Here is a 15,599-nt window from a genome sequence, read left to right on the forward strand (position 1 = left end):
AGAATGAATAAGGTTTATTACGCACTCCTATTGCTGATGTTGTCAACACAACTTCAGGCGCAAAAATTGACTCATGAGGATTATAAAAGGGCCGTCAGTTTTATGCCCGATAATTTAAACAACAAAACAGTTTTTAATCTACATACTGACGTGCAGTGGTTTAAAGATAATTCTGGGATTTGGTTTGTTGAACATGGCAAAACCGGAAAAACGTATCAATCCATGGCTTTTAAAAACTATAGAGTCACCCCTTTATTTGATCACCATAAAGTAGCGCAAGCCTTATCAAAAGTTACACAGAAGGAGGTGGATGGAAATCAAATGGAACTTTCAAATATTGAAAGAACTAAAGCAGATCATCTCAGCTTCAATTTTGAATCTAAAACGTATTTACTGGATCTTAAAACGTATCAAATCCAACTCGAAAAAGCAGAAAAAAAGGAGGATAATGATTTGTTTGAAACCAAATCGCCAGACGGGAAATGGATTGCCTATTCTAAAGATTACAACTTGTTTATCAAATCGACCACCACTGATCAGGAATACCAATTGAGTCAGGATGGTGTAAAAGATTATGAATATGCCACCTATTACGGTTGGTATGATATAATTGAAGGTGAAAACGCTGAGCGTCCAAAGCGCTTTAAAGTGAATTGGTCTAAAGATTCCAAATGGATTTCCTCTGATGTTGTCGATTTTAGAACTGCCGAAAAAATGTATTTGTTAGACCACAGCATCGATACCCTTTATCGGTCAAAACTATTATCCTACTACAGAGGCTCACCTGGAGACACCACTATGGTGCATGTAAAACCCGTATTTTTTAATGTTGAAAGCAAAAAAGAGGTAAAAACCAGCTTACCAAAAGGGACACACATTAATTCAGTAGCTGTAGAGTGGTTGGAAAAATCAGGGCAGCTCTTGGCAGGATATTCTGAACGAGGCTATAAAAAGGAAATCTTAACACTTGTAGATCTCAATGCGCTAACAGAAGAAGTTCTTATTGAAGAAACAAGTGAAACTAATATTGACAATTTCTGGTTCAGGTCGTTTGAGAAAAAGCAAAAAGTAATCTTTTTATCTGAGCGTAGTGGTTGGCGACAACTCTATATGGTTGATAATGAGACGAAGGTTGTGACACCACTGACTAACGGGGATTATTACATCAATTCGGTTGTACATACCGATGAAGATAGCGAGGACATCTATTTTTTGGCTTCTGGAAAAGATGCGAACATGAATCCGTATCATGAACAACTGTATAAAGTAAATTTTAAGGGAACTATAAAGTTGTTGACCCCAGAAAATGCACACCATTCCATAGCGTTTGCGGAAGATGGGAAGCATTTTGTAGATAATTATTCCACAGTCAATAGTCCTACGGTAACGGTTTTGAGGGCGGCTAAAACTGGAAAAGTTGTGGCTAAACTCACATCAGCCAATGTTTCTAATGTTGTGGGTAAAGGTTGGAAAGCGCCTGAACCATTTCAGCTCATAGGTAAAGATGGTAAAACAACCATCTACGGCGCCATTTGGAAGCCTACAAATTTTGATGCTACCAAGTCCTATCCAATTATTGACCATAGTTATACGGGGCCACATACTCAAGTATTCCCAAAATCTTTCAATACCGCCTTTGCAAATCAGTCTTTGGCAGAACTCGGTTTTATCGTCATGATGGTGGATGGCTTAGGATCTTCAGGTCGATCGAAGGAATTCCACAACCATTCCTATAAAAATATGGGTAATAATCTTGAAGATCACGTGTTGGCAATTCAACAATTAGGCGAAACATTTTCATGGGTTGACACCAATCGCGTTGGCATTTTTGGCCATTCCGCTGGAGGTTATGACACTGGTAGAGCTATGCTCGCGTTTCCTGAGGTGTACAAAGTTGGAGTGGCGAGTTCAGCAGACCACGATTTTAGAATGGAAAAAGCATGGTGGCCTGAAATGTATCAGGGCTGGCCTGTTGATTCTACCTATCATGAAGTTTCCAACATCACCAATGCCAAAAATTTGCAAGGGAAATTATTATTAGTGCATGGTGGTATTGATGAGAACGTCAATCCTTCGGCAACGTTTAAATTAGCTGAAGCTTTAGTCAATGCTGATAAGGACTTCGATTTATTGATATTTCCAAGTCAGAGGCATGGGTATCAAGGAAAAGTCAGAAATTACTTCACCAAAAAACGTTGGAATTATTTTGTGGAGCATTTGAAGGGCGAGGAGCCAATTTGGGATTTTAAATGGGAATAAATGAGTAAGCAAGTTATAGTTATTGGTGGCGGAATTATAGGATTAAGTTGCGCCTATTACCTTCAAAAAGAAGGACACGAGGTCACGATCATTGACCAATCCAATATGGATGCCGGCGCATCTTACGTTAACGCGGGGTATTTGTCGCCCAGCCATATCATTCCATTATCTGCACCCGGCGTGATGTTAAAAGGCTTCAAGTGGATGTTCAATTCTGCAAGTCCGCTTTATATTAAGCCACGTCTGGATCCGGATTTTTTAAAGTGGACCTATGCGTTTAATAAGTCTTGTAATTCCAATCATGTCAAAAAGGCGATTCCAATGATCAGGGATTTAGCCGTGCTCAGTCAAGAATTGTACGCGGATATCAGACAACAAGAGCAGTTTACATCTCAATATCGAAAGGATGGGATATTGATGTTGTGTCAAACCGAAAAATCACTTGAAGAGGAACTCAAAACAGCGCATTTGGCTATTGATGAAGGCTTGGAAGTTACTGAAGTGACGCTGGCCGACTTAAAAGTATTGGAGCCAAACGTTACGTTGAATGTCATAGGCGGTACCCATTTTAAATGTGATGCACATACTACGCCCAATGAGTTTATGACCGAAATGAAGGCTTATTTGAAATTGAAAGGTGTCTTGTTTTATGCGAATGAAAAAGTTGAAGATGTAGAAGTCAGCAATCAGAAAATAATAGCGCTTATCACCAAATCGCATAGGTTTACCGCAGATGAATTTGTTTTGGCGGCTGGGTCATGGAGTGCCTTATTAAGTAAAAAGTTAGGTATCAACTTACTGTTGCAGGCGGGCAAAGGCTATCGAATTAATACCGAACGTCCGACGGGTATTAAAATGCCAGCCATTTTAACGGAATCTAAAGTGGCCGTAACCCCAATGAACGGCTTTACCCGTTTTGGAGGCACTATGGAAATTGCGGGTATCAATGATACCATCAATAAAACTCGAGTCGATGCCATTGCAAGAGCAGCAACCAAATACTACCCAGAGATTAGCTTAACTGAAGATGAAAAGGATGCTGCCGCTTCTGGGTTGCGTCCCGTCTCTCCCGACGGATTGGCCTATATTGGGAAATCCTTAAAATGCCCGAATTTAACTATAGCCGCAGGACATGCCATGATGGGGTGGAGTATGGCCACAGGAACCGGGAAATTGGTATCAGAATTAATTTCGGATAAAACCTTAAGTATGGATATCAGTCAATTCAGTCCGGATCGAAAATTTTAAGTAAGTAAAATCTTTGTTTATGGGCATATGTCGATAAAAAAGACACTCGAGATGTAATAGTCTAAGCAGAATGTTTTTAATCGAAAATATGACTATTGCTATGTTTTAATTCCCTATGTTTGATATGTTCCTTTTTGATTAATAGCGCATTACAATTACTAACTCTAAATTGACGCTATTATGGATTTACAAATTACGAATCACAACAACTTATTTCAAATTAAAGGCATCCTTAACAAGGACAATGTGCATGTGTTTAAAAGAGAATTTTTAAATATTTTTGACAGACAGCATGCCTTGATTCTGAACATTGAAGGGCTCACTAGTATTGATCGTTACGGTGTTAATGCGTTGGCACAATTGCATAATGAATGTCTTAAAAAGAAAAAAAATCTTTCTATTATTGGCATGGGCTGCGACGATTTATACGAACATTTTAAATCTGAAGAAAACGCCGCTTAATTAACAGGTCATATCCGCTATAATTTTCCATTGTCCATCTATGTATTTGAAGATGATGGTAAATATGCCGTTGGTATTGCCAATGCTGCGTTCTAAATGGAATTCACCAAAGACGATATAGGAATTCTTCTCAATTTTTGAAATGTCATTAATAACAAATTTAAGGGTGCCACTCTCAGCTTGAGTAGGGTACCCTTTTTTATAATTGGCCAAGGTTTTGTCCCAACCTGTGGTCAGTCCATCACTGCCGTAGAATTTTAAAGAATCATTCTTCCAATAGCCCTGCATAAATCCTTCCAAATCATGATTATTCCACGCTATTTCCTGATCGTCAAGCACTTGTTTTATGGCGGTTATGGCTTCTGTATCTGTAGGTGCATGCTGATTTTCAATTTGGGGTTTGCAAGAAAATAATAGTAATAATAAGCAAATATAGACGAGTTTCATTTTTTAATAATTTTAGTGGCTCTTAAATATACTGACTAATTTTTAAAGCGCGTTTTTTTGATGATTAAAAAAAACGTCGGCTTGTAGTTGCATGAGCGCTCTGGCTTTTTTGCGTTTGTATTGGTAGAGCTCATCTTCTTCGGCAATGTCATGATAAACTTTGTTGTTAATAGCCATATCGGTTTGTAAAAGCGTCTTACGTTCATTTACTTTTTGCTCTACCCAAGTTTTGATGGCGGTTTCAGCATCTTCTAATTTATAATCGTATTCTGCTTTAGGCGATAATAATTTTGCAAAAATAGGCGAGGTTTCAATGGCCAGGAACAAAAGGAAAATGAAAAGCGAAGGCAGCAACGGCAAGGTGTTTAAAGCGTTAACCCGAGCCATTAAACCATCAAAACCATCAATGATGGGTTGGGTGCTGGCTACTTTTGTGGAGTACTCAATATGCAATTGTACTAGCTGACTTTCAATTCCTGCTATTTTTTCAATGTTGCTTTGTTTTAACTGTTGTAATTCGGCCAAGGCGGCATCATGCTTATCACGTTTTTCTTTGTAAACAGGACCTTTCCCTAAACGTTGAGTGCCGGCAGTACCTTCTGCTTCTGTAATATAAGTGGTATAGAGGGCATTTACTTCCGCTTCTTTGGTCTCAATTTGCGATTGTAATGTGGCAATATCATTTTGTAAATCAGTCTGCGCTGGGGTGAATTGCTGGGCGATTTGAGCTTTATTAGCGAGTGTCAAATCGTTCTTCTGTTCTAACAATACTTGATTGATTTCCTTTTCAAAGATTTTCAACTCCAAGGGTTTAGAAATGACTACAGCAATAATGATGGCTAAAATGAGTCGTGGAGCAGCCTGAATCAATTCGTCAGTAAAACGACCCCTTTTTTTTATGGTAGAAACAATAAAACGATCCAGATTAAAAATGAGCAATCCCCAAATGAAACCAAAACCTATGGACATATAAGGGTTGTCAAATACGGTAAAGAGGGCGTAGCTGGCCGCAATGGTCGCCATTAGTGCGGTAAAGAAAACGGTAGCGCCAATACCTGCATATTTATTCTGTTCGCCGTTGGAACAATGGTCCAGAATATCAGTATCTGAGCCAGAGCACAGAATGAAGAATTTTTTTAACATAACGTGATTCGATTTTTGATTGACCCTTTGGATGCGCTCAGGACAGGTTGACTATTAGAACGTTAGAGTTAGGGTTTTGTTACACATTTCAACAAAAAAAAACCTGTAAAATTTGAAATTTACAGGTCTTTGCATTATATCTAAAAAAATTTAATCATTAATTATAATAGGATCTTTCGTGATATTCACTTTCGGTTGATTAGTATTGGACTGGGTTGTTGAAATGTTGAGGGAGATGTCGCTTTTCAAAATTCTGATTGCTTCGCCTGAAGTAACGGCTTTGCCTTCGTAGAAGAACAATGCGTTCTTTTTAGCCATATTTTCGATGTGAACTAACGGCGAAACTGGAGGCGGTGGCGGCGGAGGTGGCAGTAATTCTCTATCTTTATCAGTTAACTCACTTTTCAGTTTGTAATATATTTCTCCATTAGTTTTAATCAGCATAATATATGGTGAAATCGGATTAATTGGTTTGACTACTCTCGTTCTATCGGTTTTAGGCATTCTAAAATACATACCTCCCAAATCAGAAAATAGGTGGTCTATTGCTTTCTTTTCTTTTTCTGTTTTATGGATGTAATGGGGCTCTTCATTTATTAATTTTTCAAATAGGTCATATTTCTTTTTGTACTCATTAACAATTGATGACGTAATCTCCTTTCCGTATTGGTCATAGTATTTTGATTGATCACCTTTGTACGGATAGTAATGTCTCTTGTTATTTATAGTAATATACCAATCTTCTAAAAGCACTATTTTTTTATTTGTATTAGTTTTTAAAACTTTTGGAGCGTTTGGTGGCGGTGGCGGTGGCGGGAGATGATCTTGCACATCCGGAATTACCAATACTTCTACTTCCTTGCCCTCTTTTGTTTTATGCTTGTAGGTATAGTTTTGTTCGGCTTTATAATCTTGGACAGCTTTTTCATAAGATTTCAATTGTTCAGCTGTCGCATTTGGCGGTGGCGGAGCAGGTAAAGGCAACCGTTTTATTGTAGTACCTGCCGCAACTGGTGGTGGTGGTGGTGGTGGTGGCGGAAAATTAGGCATGGGTTCCGCATTGGCCTGTTGCTCCTTACTCATTTTATCATAGAGCACCCTAAGACGTTTAACGTCCTTAAGTCTTATGACAGTTTTGTTGGGAGGTTGGGAATTGATTTGTTTGGCCAGTTTATTGTATTCTGCAACTTCTTCAGCAGTTGCTTTTTGCTGAGGCGTTTCCGAATACATTTTTTGTTCTGACGTCTCGGAAAGACCCAATGACACCTTGTTTTGGGAAGTTTCTATAACAGTAGCTTCCTTGACAATTTCTTTTTTCTCACTAAATCCATAAAGTGTTAGTGCTAATAATGGTAAAAGCACAAGGCTTTTTAACCATACTTTTTGTTTTGTGGTGTGTGTTTTCATAACTGTAAATCGTTTTTTGATCTGTCCGAATGCATTGAAAAGCGTGATTTGCTTTCCAAACACCTTAAGGCGGATTGATGAATAATTGATGGCATTTGCCATCCCGATTGGTGTTGAAGCATTTGATGAGAATGCCAATAAAATGTGTTGGTAATTTGTGGCGTTGACGCCTTTGTTTAATACCGCCCGATCCGCTAAATACTCGTGGTTCATTTTTATGGAATGCTTGGTAAAATAAATAATAGGATTAAACCAGAAGATGACTTGCAGTAATTCTACAAATAATACATCAATACTGTGATTTTGGATGGCATGGGCTTCTTCGTGCCAAAACACTTCCTGTGGAATTTCTTTATTTTCAAATTTCTGTTTATTCAGAAATATGTATTTAAAAAAGGTGTGTGGTGTGATCATATCTGATAACAGCACATGAACAATATGATTTGATTTTTTTTTGGGATTACGGTTGATTTTAAAAATTATTTTAAAAAGATTCAGCAAGAATTTTATTCCAAACAACACTACGCCCAAACTATAAATACTCCATAAAATCAGAGGAAGATAATTTGTTTGTTCTATCTGAGGAACGTTTTGAATATAATGCACTGCGCCTTCATTAATCTCGGGCGTCGCGATGACCTCAATGTATTCCGTAAAGGTTACCAATGGAATGGTAAAGGCAAGCACTAAAGCGCCTAATAAATAGTAACGTTTAAACACATGCATATTTTCTTTCTCTAAGATATACTTATAGAAGACCATAAAGATGGCCAAACATGCGGCGGATTTTAGGAGATAGAATAACATGTTACTTTTTTTTGATTTCGCTATCGATGAGTTGTTTCAAATCTTCCAATTCCTCTTTTGTAAGATTGGTTTCCTTCGTAAAAAATGAAGCAAATTGAGTGGCGCTGTCGTTGAAAAAACTTTTGATCAGGCCGTTTACATGTTTGCTGAAATAGTCTTTCTTTTTTACCAATGGAAAATATTCTCTTGATTTTCCATAAAGTGTATAACCTACAAACTGTTTGTCATGCATCCGTTTTAATAATGTAGCCACTGTGGTTGGTGCTGGTTTCGGATCAGGATACGCTTCAAGAAGGTCTTTCATAAAGGCTTTTTCTAATTTCCAAAGATGATTCATCAAGTCTTCTTCTGTTTTTGTGAGTTGCATTGTTCTACAAGTTTAGAGGGTGTTCTACAAATGTAGAACAAAAAATGATTCCACCAAATTATTTTATGATTTTATTTCGTTGGAAACTCTATATTTGAAGTGTTTAACCCCTATAGGAGTCGGCTCCATCTCAAAAACATATGAAAAATTTAATTTTGATGATTGCATTAATCTGCTTTAATAATCACAGTAATGCGCAAATTAGTAGCTATCCTGAGGGCGTTTATATGGATCTTCAAGAGGTGTTGGACAAAGCACCCTCCAAAACTGCCAATGCCAAATTAGAACACAGAACCCCAGGGAAAATTAAAATGAATGGTGGTAATGATTACCAAATTAACCCCCTAGATAAGGATGTGAAAAGATCCTTCTTCTTAAAAGACGTTTTTGCCTATTCTGAAGGCACTGACCTTTATATAAATTGTTCTAAATACGAGTTGCAATATTGGTATAGTAAAGTAGAGGGAGAAAATGAAAACTTCTTCTTTTTCAAAGCAGGTATTCCTATGCATCCAAAAAAGTTTGGACTTGAGAATTCTGATGTCAATTACATGTTTGGCGGATTCGTTGGCGCGTTCGGTGCTGCCAAAAGAGCCCTTATTCGATTGCCTTATGTATTAGATAAACCTACGAAAGCGCCCATATTAGTGTCTCAAAAAAATATTAGAGACTATATAGGTGGTTCCCCTAGATTAGTTGAGGCTTATGATAAGGAGACGGAAAAGGATGCTGTTGAAATCATTTCCAAATATCTTTTGAAGTGGATAACTGAGCACTAGAGGTGTTGTAGATTAATGTGTTAAATAGGATATTGTCTTTTACTAACACACAAAAAAGCCACGAACTCATGATTATAAGTATAATAATCAAACGTTCGTGGCTTTGTTTTTTACCTGTCTAAAAATTTGGTTTCTTATTTAGAAAGCTCCGTAAAATATTTATAGAACAACGGAATGGTTGAAATGCCTTTTAAGTAATTCCAAATTCCAAAATGCTCATTAGGGGAGTGGATGGCATCACTGTCTAAGCCAAAGCCCATTAAAATCGTTTTACTCTTCAATTCTTGCTCAAAAAGTGCTACGATAGGAATACTACCACCACTACGTTGTGGAATCGGAGTCTTTCCAAAAGTCGCTTCATAAGCTTTTGATGCGGCCTGATAGCCAATGCTGTCAATTGGGGTGACATAGCCTTGTCCGCCGTGATGAGGTTTGACCAACACTTTTACACCTTCAGGAGCAATGCTTTCAAAATGGTGCTTGAATAATGCCGTGATTTCTTCCCAATCTTGGTTTGGCACCAATCGCATGGAGATTTTTGCAAACGCTTTACTGGCAATGACGGTTTTAGCGCCTTCACCCGTGTAGCCTCCCCAAATCCCGTTTACATCTAATGTTGGTCGGATAGAGTTACGCTCATTAGTAGTGTATCCTTTTTCGCCATAAACAGCGTCGATATCCAGCGATTTTTTATAATTTTCTAATGAAAATGGGGCTTTAGCCATTTGAGAGCGCTCTTCATCAGAGAGTTCTTCTACCTTATCGTAAAATCCGGGAATGGTGATATGGTTATTCTCATCATGCAAAGAGGCAATCATTTTGGTCAGTACGTTTATAGGGTTGGCAACTGCCCCACCGTATAAACCAGAATGTAAATCCCGTTTTGGACCTGTAACCTCCACTTCAACATAACTTAAACCTCTTAAGCCTGTTGTAATAGAAGGGGTGTCTTTAGAAATCATTCCGGTGTCCGAAATAAGGATAACATCATTTTTAAGTTTCTCTTGATTTTGCTTGACAAATTTTGCGAGGTTAACACTGCCAACTTCCTCTTCGCCTTCAATCATGAATTTCACATTACACGGTAATTGATCTGTCGAGGTCATAAATTCCATGGCTTTCACATGCATATACATCTGGCCTTTATCATCACAAGCACCACGTGCAAAAATGGCGCCTTCAGGGTGTATCTCTGTTTTTTTAATAACAGGTTCAAAAGGGGGAGACGTCCATAAACTAATAGGGTCTGCAGGTTGTACGTCATAATGACCGTATACTAAAACAGTAGGTAAATTTTTGTCAATTATTTTTTCACCATAAACAATAGGATAGCCTTCTGTTTCACAAATTTCAACATGGTCGCAACCTGCTTTTTCTAAACTTTTCTTAATAGCACTTGCGGTTTTAAGCACATCTTTTTTGAAAGCGGAATCCGCACTTACTGAAGGGATTTTAAGTAGTTCTATCAGTTCATTAATAAACCGATCTTTATTTTTCTCTACGTAACTATCTATGTTTTGCATATTTTAATATTTAGTTATTTGCATTGAAATGCAAGTTGTTTTTCAAGATATTCAAAAGTACAAAATTTGAAGTGAATTTTATGAGTCAAGTTATTTGTATATTCAAAGGAATGATTATATTTGCATCCCGATTCGGAAATTATTTGCCGAATATAAGTTGCAGGTGTGGTGGAATTGGTAGACACGCTAGACTTAGGATCTAGTGCCGCGAGGTGTGGGAGTTCGAGTCTCCCCACCTGTACAAAAATCAAAAGCTTCTCTTTTTAGAGAGGCTTTTTTGTTTTTGTGGGAATTGGTAAGCACGTCACGCTTTGGGCGTGATGCCGCGAGGTGTGGGAGTTCGAGTCTCCCCACCTGTACAAAAATCAAAAGCTTCTCTTTTTAGAGAGGCTTTTTTGTTTTTGTGGGAATTGGTAAGCACGTCACGCTTTAGGGCGTGATGCCGCGAGGTGTGGGAGTCCCAAGTCTCCCCACCTGTACAAAAATCAAAAGCTTCTCTTTTAGAGAGGCTTTTTTGTTTTTATGGGAATTGGTAAGCACGTCACGCTTTGGGCGTGATGCCGCGAGGTGTGGGAGTTCGAGTCTCTCTAACTGTATTTTATAACGGTAAAATTGTAATCACGAAACCTTTAAGAAATGATAGGTTTATTTTGTTCAGGTAAAACATTGATGAGATCAGATAATTCCTTGACACCATATCAATTATTCAAATAGTTTGTTGAAATATTGGCTTAAGTCATTGTTTAAGAGTGTTTTATTGTCTACTTTTAAGTATAGTTTAAACTATTACATTAGCAAAATGCATTCATTTGACGCTTATATTATGTGAAAAGTTAAAAGCGTTGACTTACTAATAATTAAAAACAAATGATATGAAGAAATTAATTATTATTTGTGCTTTGGCTCTCTTGGGAATAAATGTAGAGGCCCAGATGAAAGATGTGACAGTAACCTTACAACCTACTGCCAGCTATAACTGGTTTGACAAAAACACTGCTATTGAAAATGGTGTGATGTTTGGAGGACGAATAGGTTTCGGATTTGGAGAAGCAATTGAATTAAGAGGCGTTTACGAAATATCTAACGATCTTAATAATACCGTTGAAGGTTTTGATATTTTTTCAGATGATTTTGTAAATAATTTTAACTCCAGAAAAGTGGATATAGAACGTATAGGAGGTGAGTTCAAGGCTAACATTCCTACACGTGGTACCTTTGTTCCCTATCTGACCCTTGGAGCAGGAGTACAAAAACTGAAAGTTGATATTGCTGCAGTAGGTGCATCATCAAACGTGCAAAAATCTGAACAGATTTATGCTAACCTAGGTTTGGGTACACAAATTAAGCTCGGCAATAGATTATTTCTAAATTTAGAAGTAAAAAATACGGTCTTTAATATGAATCCAGCTTCTGTGCTATACCAGGAGGGGCAAGATCAAAGTACTATTGAAGGTTGGTTAAATGATAATAACAACTCGAGAATGTATAACTGGTCGGCACTGGCCGGATTACAACTGTATCTAGGAGGACGCAGTCCAGAAGAGTTTAGTGCATTGGATAGAGCTTATTATAGAAAGTTTTCTGGTGGATTAGGTGGTTTCAAATTAATTTTAGAACCAGGTGGAGCCTATGTTAATTTTGATAATGATTCCAATCTGTCAGACTCTTATTTTCTGGGTGGAAAAATTGGTTTTGATTTGAACCAATATGTAGGTATTAGAGGTTTTTATTATCAAGCTACCAAAGATGAAAAGATATCTACTGATTGGGACGATTTGGCCATGTATGGTGGTGAATTTATTGCAAAATTGAATGTTTCTCGAGGTTTGGTGCCTTACCTAACCGTTGGTGGTGGTTATTTAAACGCCTACAAAGGAAGCTATATTGGTAAAGATCAACTTACCGGTGCCTCTTCTGGCTATTTCGCCAAAGGTGGTTTAGGTTTAAATGTGCCTGTTGGTCGAAATGTTGAAATATATGGAGATGCAAGTATGTTATTTACTTCGGATCGTGCAAATAATGATCTGGAAAATACGATTGCACCAAGTGAGTTAAAACAACATACCATGTACACTGCAGGGATCCGTTTTCAGTTAGGTAAAAGAGGGGATGACACGGATGAGATTTTAGAGGATAAGATAGATCAAAGGGTTGAAGATAGAACTCAGGTGTATCAAAACCGAATTGATGAGCTAGAATCTGAACTGTCGGACGCCTATAAAAATAATGATACCAAGAAAGCGGTAGCAATCATCGAAGAGAAGAAAGCTTTAGAACGCGAACAGGACGGTCGTCAAGAACCTAAAACTACGCTTAGTAAAACTGCGAAGGACGTAAAAGGATCACGAGTTGAAATGACTCCAAAAGAACTTGAAGATTTGATTGAAAAAGTGATTAAAGGTGTGGATGAGGAATCTCGTAAACCACAAACGATTGATGATCGAATGGATCGTTTAGAAAGATTGTTACTTGAAATTAATACAGGAGCATATCGAGAAAATCTTTCACCGGCGCGTCAAGATGGTGCTTCTAAGCAAATCATGGACAAATTAAATGAGCTTGATAGCAAAATGGATAAAACCACAGACAAAGTCAATGCTCTGGGATTAAGCATGATGTTAGGAAACCAAAATCAAAACCAAGACAAAACTGTGATCATAAATCCAAGTCAACAGACTACACCTGCGCCTCAGATGACACGTCCATCAACTACTACAGTGGTAACGGATAAGGATGGTAATACGATCTTACAATCTGAACCTGCAAATACAGGTGTTGCAACAGGTTGGGTCGTAAATGAAGGTATGTCGGTCTTTACAGGTGTTGTTATAGCTGACGATGTGTCAATGATTATTGGTATAAGAGGCAACTATGCCTTTACTAATTCACCATTTAAGTTTATGCCAGACCTATACTTAGCTCCAGGTAAAAATACAGGGTTTGGAATAAACGCCAACGTAGTGATTCCTTTTATGGTAAACGCAGGCATAATTTTAGAGCCTTATATAGGCCTTGGCCTTGGGTATAATGATGCAGTGGGTGTAAGTACGTTTAGTCCCAACTTAGTTTTAGGTACTACTTTTAATGTATTTGGTGGCAAGTTGTTTGCAGATTATACCGCTCATAATTTTATCGATATACATAGAATATCTTTAGGATATAAATTAAAATTTTAGGAAGATGTTACAATTAAATACACATAAATTGAAAACACTAGTTCTTTCTGTATGTATATTATTTTCAGTGAGTCTTTTCGCCCAAAGCGAAAAGACTTCTGATACAAGTATTATTGTAATGACAGAAGCAGAACTTAGCTCTTTTTTAAGCACGGTAGCCGATGCTAGACGCGCGCAACTTCAAGAAAGGGAGAGCAGACGACAGAAACAAGATTTAGCCGAGTTGAGATTAAAATACCAACAGCGTTCAGGATTAGAGACGTCAGGAATGGATAATCGTGGTTATGATCAAATTTCTAATCAGCAAATTCTACAGGAACTACGCTATTTGAACCAAAGAATTGACAATCTCAGTTTTGGTAACAGAGCGTTGCCTTCTCAAAACAGAGATAACTCAACCATTATCATGCCTAGTAATGCTGCTCCTAGTTCATTTTATCCTTCTAATGATAGAAGCACGGCAACAATTATTCCTTCTAACAGTAATAAAATAAAAGAGTTACAAGATGAAATTGATTCTTTAAGAAATGTTGAAGCAAATAGGCTTCATATGGGAAGAGAAAATTCGTTCGCGGATAGCTTACATACGATGAAAGGAAGCTTGGATAATGTTAGGCGTCAGTTGGATAGTATAGAATCGAAAATGTCAACTTCTGATAAAATGGTTAAATCTGCCGAAAGGAATGAAAGTAAAACTTACTTCAAGCAACAAGTTTATTTCGAAAATAATTCAGAAATTTTGCGAGCTGAATATTTTCCATACATTCAAGATCTAATTCAAATCTTAATCAACTATCCCGAAGCAAAAGTTATGTTGGAAGGATGGGCAAGTCCGTTAGGTAAATCAGATTATAACAAACAACTTTCTATGCGCAGAGCTGAAGCGGTTGAAAAAGCTTTTAAAAATAATAGAGTGGATGCAAGTCGAATTATTGTCTCTTTTAGAGGAGAGGATAACATATCTTCTGAACAACATGCTCGACGTGTGGATATGTCTATTATTGTGAGATAGAATATTTACACAGCTCAAAGATCCATGACCATCAAATCTTATGTTGAATTTAAATTAATTTAAATTCAACATAAGATTTTTTGTTTTTAGGTGGTCACTTTGTCGCATGGCATTCTATTCAAGTTTTCTGAGCATTCTAAATTTTCAAGATGCCCCTCCGCCAAGTCAGAGAATGATATGTTACTATCAGAATGAGAAAAGTCTTTTTTAATCTGATTTGCAGAGGCGTCTTTAGATTTAAACTGAAGAGATAACAATGCTTTGATGACTCCTGTGAGTAAAGTTGATAATAAGCTATTGAAATGCTCCGAATTAGAATCAGGTTTTTTAACACTGAGGTTTGTCTTGTCCCATTCTTACAACTCTATAGTGCCCCATGAATAGGAATGTTGATCGACGGTTTCTGTGATGCGGATCGCAACAAGATTTACGCCTTCTTAATTGGGCTTTTTGCAAAGAACTAATTCTGAGTTTAAAAACAATAGTACCTGTTAAGTATGCGAAAGATAAATCAGGTAGAACATAGGTACAACCAATGCTGAAATCAACTGATATGAGATGCTATCAAAAAAAATAGAAATCATTAAAATCATTGATAATGAATGATTTTAATGTCGTTTATGCAGATGTAAGCCAGGCTTAGGATCTAGTCCCGCTAGGTGTGGGAGTTCGAGTCTCCCCACCTGAAAAAAATAAAAGCTTCTCTTTTCAGAGAGGATTTTTTTTTGTGTAAAACTTCTCTTTAATATTTTAAAATTGACCCCAACAGTGCTTTAATTCTATCAATTAAAAATAGCTTTGACAACTTAAGTATAATCACGGTTTTCTTATAATTAACCTCTTGAAATAGGATTTTAGTATCCACAATTGCAGTACTGGCAATGTTCGGCTTAATGCTATGTATTTCAGGCTGAAGGAATTATTTTTATACTTTATATCGGATAAATTTGTCTCCATTAATTTCCTAAT

At 37.3% G+C, this 15,599-nt stretch carries 11 protein-coding genes and 1 tRNA gene; 7 read left to right on the forward strand and 5 right to left on the reverse strand.

Annotation, left to right across the window (positions count from 1 at the left end; translation table 11 throughout):
• The first annotated feature begins 3 nt into the window (after positions 1 to 3).
• From ES711_RS03830 to ES711_RS03840, 3 genes are all read left to right on the forward strand, one after another.
• Complete coding sequence (locus ES711_RS03830; protein WP_146890252.1) at positions 4 to 2,259, forward strand: S9 family peptidase; 2,256 nt, start codon at positions 4 to 6, stop codon at positions 2,257 to 2,259.
• The gene (locus ES711_RS03835) at positions 2,260 to 3,507 is read left to right on the forward strand and encodes an NAD(P)/FAD-dependent oxidoreductase (RefSeq protein ID WP_146890255.1); all 1,248 of its coding nucleotides are present in this window, start codon (positions 2,260 to 2,262) and stop codon (positions 3,505 to 3,507) included.
• A gap of 180 nt (positions 3,508 to 3,687) precedes the next feature.
• On the forward strand, positions 3,688 to 3,969 hold the full coding sequence (locus ES711_RS03840) for an STAS domain-containing protein (protein ID WP_146890257.1): 282 nt from the start codon (positions 3,688 to 3,690) through the stop codon (positions 3,967 to 3,969).
• On the opposite strand, the gene ES711_RS03845 is transcribed toward ES711_RS03840, so the two are convergent.
• From ES711_RS03845 to ES711_RS03860, 4 genes are all read right to left on the reverse strand, one after another.
• The gene (locus ES711_RS03845; protein ID WP_146890260.1) at positions 3,970 to 4,416 is read right to left on the reverse strand and encodes a YybH family protein; all 447 of its coding nucleotides are present in this window, start codon (positions 4,414 to 4,416) and stop codon (positions 3,970 to 3,972) included.
• Positions 4,417 to 4,458: 42 nt separating this feature from the next.
• Positions 4,459 to 5,559 carry a DUF4407 domain-containing protein gene (locus ES711_RS03850; RefSeq protein WP_146890263.1) on the reverse strand — a complete coding sequence of 367 codons (1,101 nt, stop codon included), beginning with the start codon at positions 5,557 to 5,559 and terminating at the stop codon, positions 4,459 to 4,461.
• Positions 5,560 to 5,709: 150 nt separating this feature from the next.
• Positions 5,710 to 7,773, reverse strand: a complete 2,064-nt coding sequence (locus tag ES711_RS03855; RefSeq protein WP_146890266.1) for a M56 family metallopeptidase — start codon at positions 7,771 to 7,773, stop codon at positions 5,710 to 5,712.
• Position 7,774: 1 nt separating this feature from the next.
• Positions 7,775 to 8,140 (reverse strand): BlaI/MecI/CopY family transcriptional regulator, encoded by a 366-nt coding sequence (locus tag ES711_RS03860; RefSeq protein ID WP_146890269.1) that lies wholly within the window; start codon positions 8,138 to 8,140, stop codon positions 7,775 to 7,777.
• Between the two features lie 140 nt (positions 8,141 to 8,280).
• On the opposite strand from ES711_RS03860, the gene ES711_RS03870 reads away from it, so the two are divergent.
• The gene (locus ES711_RS03870; protein WP_146890272.1) at positions 8,281 to 8,919 is read left to right on the forward strand and encodes a DUF6563 family protein; all 639 of its coding nucleotides are present in this window, start codon (positions 8,281 to 8,283) and stop codon (positions 8,917 to 8,919) included.
• 134 nt (positions 8,920 to 9,053) lie between these two features.
• Here the strand turns inward: ES711_RS03870 and ES711_RS03875 are convergent, their stop codons facing one another.
• On the reverse strand, positions 9,054 to 10,442 hold the full coding sequence (locus ES711_RS03875) for a dipeptidase (RefSeq protein ID WP_146890275.1): 1,389 nt from the start codon (positions 10,440 to 10,442) through the stop codon (positions 9,054 to 9,056).
• 159 nt (positions 10,443 to 10,601) lie between these two features.
• Here ES711_RS03875 and ES711_RS03880 point away from each other — a divergent pair.
• From ES711_RS03880 to ES711_RS03890, 3 genes are all read left to right on the forward strand, one after another.
• Positions 10,602 to 10,683, forward strand: a tRNA-Leu gene (locus tag ES711_RS03880).
• Positions 10,684 to 11,314: 631 nt separating this feature from the next.
• Positions 11,315 to 13,618, forward strand: coding sequence for an outer membrane beta-barrel protein (locus tag ES711_RS03885; protein WP_146890278.1), 2,304 nt, complete (start codon positions 11,315 to 11,317; stop codon positions 13,616 to 13,618).
• A gap of 4 nt (positions 13,619 to 13,622) precedes the next feature.
• Positions 13,623 to 14,630 (forward strand): OmpA family protein, encoded by a 1,008-nt coding sequence (locus tag ES711_RS03890; RefSeq protein ID WP_146890281.1) that lies wholly within the window; start codon positions 13,623 to 13,625, stop codon positions 14,628 to 14,630.
• Positions 14,631 to 15,599 lie beyond the last annotated feature (969 nt).

The organism is Gelidibacter salicanalis, from assembly GCF_007997285.1.
In the GTDB taxonomy this organism is placed as follows: domain Bacteria; phylum Bacteroidota; class Bacteroidia; order Flavobacteriales; family Flavobacteriaceae; genus Gelidibacter; species Gelidibacter salicanalis.